5 protein-coding genes are annotated in these 5,386 nt (G+C 65.4%); 4 read left to right on the top strand and 1 reads right to left on the bottom strand.

What is annotated here, in order from left to right; all coding sequences use genetic code 11:
• A partial coding sequence (locus AC1DYI_RS25395; protein ID WP_477206915.1) for a tRNA (adenosine(37)-N6)-threonylcarbamoyltransferase complex transferase subunit TsaD occupies nucleotides 1-768 on the top strand: 768 nt, incomplete at its 5' end.
• Between the two features lie 72 nt (nucleotides 769-840).
• On the opposite strand, the gene AC1DYI_RS25390 is transcribed toward AC1DYI_RS25395, so the two are convergent.
• A complete protein-coding gene (locus tag AC1DYI_RS25390; RefSeq protein WP_477206914.1) occupies nucleotides 841-1,713 on the bottom strand; it encodes a zinc metalloprotease in 873 nt (290 codons plus the stop codon).
• A gap of 415 nt (nucleotides 1,714-2,128) precedes the next feature.
• Between AC1DYI_RS25390 and rpsO the strand changes: the two genes are divergently transcribed.
• From rpsO to AC1DYI_RS25375, 3 genes are all read left to right on the top strand, one after another.
• Nucleotides 2,129-2,398, top strand: coding sequence for a 30S ribosomal protein S15 (rpsO, locus tag AC1DYI_RS25385; RefSeq protein WP_477206913.1), 270 nt, complete (start codon nucleotides 2,129-2,131; stop codon nucleotides 2,396-2,398).
• A gap of 295 nt (nucleotides 2,399-2,693) precedes the next feature.
• Entirely contained in the window at nucleotides 2,694-5,042 is a 2,349-nt protein-coding gene (pnp, locus tag AC1DYI_RS25380; protein ID WP_477206912.1) for a polyribonucleotide nucleotidyltransferase, read from the top strand.
• A gap of 20 nt (nucleotides 5,043-5,062) precedes the next feature.
• A partial coding sequence (locus AC1DYI_RS25375) for an alcohol dehydrogenase catalytic domain-containing protein (protein WP_477206911.1) occupies nucleotides 5,063-5,386 on the top strand: 324 nt, incomplete at its 3' end.

The raw sequence follows: 5,386 nt of genomic DNA, 5'->3' as shown, positions 1-5,386 counted from the left end.
CTGCTGGTGGGCGCCGGCGTGGCTTGCGGCTTGGCGGCGGCGCTGTGCCGGCCGACACTGGGCATCCATCACCTCGAAGGGCACTTGCTGTCGCCGTTCCTCTCGGCCGACCCGCCACAGTTTCCCTTCGTTGCGCTGCTGGTCTCTGGTGGCCACACGCAGTTGATGCGCGTGGATGGAGTGGGGCGCTACGAGCTGCTGGGCGAGACCATCGACGACGCGGCCGGCGAGGCTTTCGACAAGTCCGCCAAGCTGCTGGGCCTGGGCTATCCCGGCGGGCCGGCGCTGGCTCGGTTGGCTGAAAGCGGCCGCGGCAACGCCTACGAACTGCCTCGCCCGCTGCTGCACCAGCCGAACCTCGACTTCTCGTTCGCCGGCCTGAAGACCGCAGTGATGACGACACTCAAGCGCCTGGGCCCGGTGGTGTCGGCTGAGCAGCGTGCCGATCTGGCCGCCAGCACACAGGCGGCGATCGTCGAGGTGCTGGTGCGAAAGTCGATGCGCGCGCTGCGCGAGACGGGGCTGCGTCGCCTGGTGGTTGCCGGTGGCGTGGGCGCGAACGCGATGCTCAGAAGCGAACTCGGTGCTGCCTGCACCAGGCTGGGCGCCAAAGTGCACTACCCCGAACTTCATTTGTGCACTGACAACGGCGCGATGATTGCGCTGGCGGCGGCGATGCGCTGTCAGGCGGGGCTGGCTGTCTTGAGCAATGAACATCGTTTTTCGGTTCGGCCGCGATGGGACCTGGCCGAGGCGGGTCAGAGCTGAGCGTCTTCAAGGAAAAAAGCCGGCCACGAAGGGCCGGCTTTCGCTCATCCGGCAAGAACCGGATCGGCCCTATCAGGGCTGGCGGTATTGCTGGTACAGCTGGTTCATGYGGCTGGTCTGGCCCGCGGTGAACTGGTTCATGCAGCTGTCGTCGGTGTAGTCCATGAAGTTGGTGATCGGGTCCAGACCCTTCTTGGTGCTGCAGCTGTCACGGCCGGTCGGGCAACCGAAGGCGGCAGACTTCTCGGCCGGGGTATCGGCCACGGAGTCGCCCGGCTTGGCGCAACCACCTTGGAAGGTGTGGTACAGGCCCAGCCAGTGGCCGATTTCGTGGGTGCCGGTGTCGCCCTCGTTGTACGGAGCAGCGGTGCCGCCCGGGACGCTGGAGAACAGCACGACGACGCCGTCGTTCTTCGGCTTCGCAGCGTAGTCGCTCGGGAAGGTCGCCCAGCCCAGCAGGCCGCCGCCCGGATTGGCGGTGTACAGGTTCAGCGCGTCGGCGCCGCCCTTGCGCAGGGCAGTCTTGGCGTTCTTCTCGGCGGAAGAGCCCGGGGCCATGGTGTACCAGGTGGCGTTGGTCGTGCGGTCAACGCCGGCCAGCGTGAACTTGAACGAGGTGCTGGCGTAGGCGGCGTTCAGCACGGCGATCTGGTCGTCGATCTGCGATTGCGGGATGTCGCCGTTCGACAGGCCGGTGCCCTTGTTGATGACGTGGAACCAGACCGGGATCGTCACGCTGGCGACAGCACGTTCCGTGTCGACGCCGCGAGCGTTTTGCATGCGCAGGAAGGCGGTCAGGTTGTCGTCGATGCGGGCGCGCTCGCTGGCTTCCGGGGCCACGGTGTAGCAGCGGTGGCTCAGGTGGTCGTCTTTGGCGGCGAAGGCCAGATTGGCGGTCGCCAGCGCCGCGATCGCGGCCAGCAGAGCAGTCTTCTTCAGTTGCATGAGATTCCTACGTTGAAATCAAAGGGGTTGGGCAAGCCCTTCGGGTGCATGGACTGTTGGGATCCTGGCACCCGCTCCTCGTTGTGATGGGCCTGCTTGAGCGACGCAGTATCCAAGTCGGTTCGGGGCCGATCAAGGCGTTTAGCCCTCGATTGGTGTGTTTTGCGACCCTTCGATGAAGCTTCATGATCATCCCGGGCCGGGTGTGTCGGGCAGTAACCGATTCCAAGGCGAAATGCATTGATCGGCTATACTCCTACGGTTTTGCACTTCGGGCGCCTTGGCGCTTGAAGGCGAAGCAGGCACGACACGGGTCGGTTTCACCCGTGATCGCAAGTGAAAAACCGGAAACCGTTCGGCCCAGCCTGCACAGTTCAGGCCGTCGGCGGCTTCCATATCCCATAAGGAAATCGCCATGTCCGTGGCTGACATCAACAAGGCCGACATCGTCAAGGCCCACGCCCGCGCTGCTGCCGATACCGGCTCGCCGGAAGTCCAGGTCGCTCTGCTGACCGCTCGCATCAACGAGCTGACCCCGCACTTCAAGGCCCACCTGAAGGACCACCACGGCCGTCGCGGCCTGCTGAAGATGGTCAACCAGCGCAAGCGCCTGCTGGCCTATCTGAAGGACCGCGACGCCGACCGCTACACGTCGCTGATCCAGAAGCTGGGCCTGCGCAAGTAAATCGCCGCCGAATGATCGCGACCGCCTCCAGGTCACCGCAAGCGATGCCCGCCCCCCGAGGGGGAGGGTGTTCCTTGGGGCGGCTCGGCGGTCGACCCAAGAGCCTGTCCGGGGTCTGCTCCGGCACAGGCTCTTTGTTTTTCGGTTCGTAGGAGCAGGCTGCCACGGTTGTTGCTGTGTCATTCCAGGAGGCTGTTTTGCCGCTTGCTGGAATGGCATACGACCCGCCGCCGTCTTGCTCCCGGTTCTTCCGGGTGCCACCGCAAGTGCGCCGCAAAATCACCGGAGACTATCCATGAGCATGTTCAACAAGGTCACCAAGACCTTCCAATGGGGCCCGCACCAGGTCGTGATGGAAACGGGCGAAGTGGCCCGCCAATCCAGCGGTGCCGTCGTCGTCAACATCGAAGACACCGTGGTGCTGGCCACCGTGGTGGCCAAGAAGGACGCCAAGCCCGGCCAGGACTTCTTCCCGCTGACCGTCRACTACATCGAGAAGACCTACGCTGCCGGCAAGATCCCGGGCAGCTTCTTCAAGCGTGAAGGCCGCCCGAGCGAGCTGGAAACGCTGACCAGCCGCCTGATCGACCGCCCGATCCGCCCGCTGTTCCCTGAAGGCTTCTTCAACGAAGTCCAGGTCGTCATCCACGTGCTGAGCCTGAACCCTGAAGTTCAAGCCGACATCGCCGCGATGATCGCCTCGAGCGCTGCGCTGGCTGTGTCCGGCATCCCGTTCAATGGCCCGATCGGTGCTGCCCGCGTGGGTTACGTGAACGGCGAGTACGTGCTGAACCCGGGCAAGACCCAGCTGGCCGATTCGAAGATGGACCTGGTTGTCGCCGGCACCGAATCCGCCGTGCTGATGGTCGAGTCCGAAGCCGACCAGCTGCCCGAAGACATCATGCTGGGCGCTGTGGTCTATGGCCACGACCAAGGCAAGATCGCCATCAACGCGATCCACGACCTGGTGCGCGACGCCGGCAAGCCGGTGTGGGAGTGGCAAGCCCCCGCGAAGGACGAAGCCTTCATCGCCAAGGTGACCGCACTGGCCGAAGGCCCGCTGCGCGCTGCCTACCAGATCCGCTCGAAGCAAGCCCGCACGCAAGCCTGCCGCGAAGCCACCGCTAACGTGATGGCTTCGTTGAAGGCCGAAGGCGTGGACTTCGACAGCGTCGCCGTCGAGGGCCTGCTGTTCGAGATCGAAGCCCGCATCGTGCGTGGTCAGATCCTCGCTGGCGAGCCGCGTATCGACGGTCGCGACACCCGCACCGTGCGTGGCATCGAAATCCGCAACGGCGTGCTCCCGCGCACCCACGGCTCGGCCCTGTTCACCCGTGGTGAAACCCAAGGCCTGGTGATCGCCACGCTGGGTACGGACCGCGACGCACAGCGCATCGACGCGCTGGCCGGCGAGTACGAAGACCGCTTCATGCTGCACTACAACATGCCTCCGTTCGCCACCGGCGAAACCGGCCGCGTGGGCAGCCCGAAGCGCCGCGAAATCGGTCACGGCCGCCTGGCCAAGCGCGCGCTGATCGCTGCGCTGCCGAGCAAGGAAGACTTCCCGTACACGATGCGCGTGGTCTCGGAAATCACCGAGTCGAACGGCTCCTCGTCGATGGCTTCGGTGTGCGGCGGCTGCCTCGCGCTGATGGACGCCGGCGTGCCGATGAAGGCCCACGTGGCCGGYATCGCSATGGGKCTGATCAAGGAAGGCRRSCGCTTYGCGGTKCTSWCCGACATCCTSGGTGACGAAGATCACCTSGGCGACATGGACTTCAAGGTGGCCGGCACGACCTCGGGCATCACCGCCTTGCAGATGGACATCAAGATCCAGGGCATCACCAAGGAAATCATGCAGGTCGCTTTGGCTCAGGCCAAGGAAGCGCGCATCCACATCCTGGGCAAGATGGTCGAAGCCATGGGCGTCGCGAAGACGGAAGTCAGCCAGTTCGCCCCGCGCCTGTACACGATGAAGATCAACCCGGAGAAGATCCGTGACGTGATCGGCAAGGGTGGCGCCACCATCCGCGCGCTGACCGAAGAAACCGGCACCACGATCGACATCGGCGAAGACGGCACCATCACCATCGCCTCGACCGACGCAGACAAGGCCGAGCACGCCAAGAAGCGCATCGAGGAAATCACCGCCGAAGCCGAGGTGGGCAAGGTCTACGAAGGCGCGATCACCAAGATCCTCGACTTCGGTGCCCTGGTCAACATCCTGCCCGGCAAGGACGGCCTGCTGCACATCAGTCAGATCGCCCACCAGCGCGTCGAGAAGGTCGAGGACTTCCTGAAGGAAGGCCAGGTCGTCAAGGTCAAGGTGCTCGAGACCGACGAGAAGGGCCGCATCAAGCTGTCGATGAAGGCTCTGCTGGAGCGCCCTGAAGGCATGGAAGAAGAGCCGCGCTTCGAGCGTCCGCGCCGTGAATACGGTGACCGCAACGACCGCGGCGGCGACCGCGGTGGCCGTGGTGGTGATCGTGGCGATCGCGGTGGCGACCGCCCCCGCCGCGAGCGCGCCGAGCAGCGCCCGGAAGGTGCTGCCGCTGATGCGCCGGCCGAAGAGGGTCAGGCGCAGCAGCAGCAGYGCGACCAGCCGCAGCAAGAGCAGCAACAGCAAGACCAGCAACAGCAGTAAAGCCTGGCTGAGCGACGCCCATGCGAGCCATCACGATCCGCGAGTTCGGCGCCCCCGAGGTGCTGGTCGAGGCCGAGCGCCCCGACCCGCAGCCGGCGGCCGGTGAACTGTTGATCCGCGTGGCCGCGTCCGGCGTCAATCGGCCGGACGTACTGCAGCGCAAGGGTGCGTACGCGCCGCCTCCGGGTGCATCGGACCTGCCTGGCCTCGAGGTCGCGGGCATCATCATCGGTGGCAATGCCGCCGAGTTGGACGCCGCGGGCTTCAAGCTCGGTGACCGTGTCTGCGCGCTGGTTTCCGGCGGCGGTTACGCGGCGCTGTGCGCAGCGCCTATCGCGCTATGC

The sequence above is a fragment of the Ideonella sp. P3_A4 genome, assembly GCF_056403075.1.
Note: the sequence above shows the minus strand (reverse complement) of the source record. Positions and strands in the feature narration are given on the sequence as shown.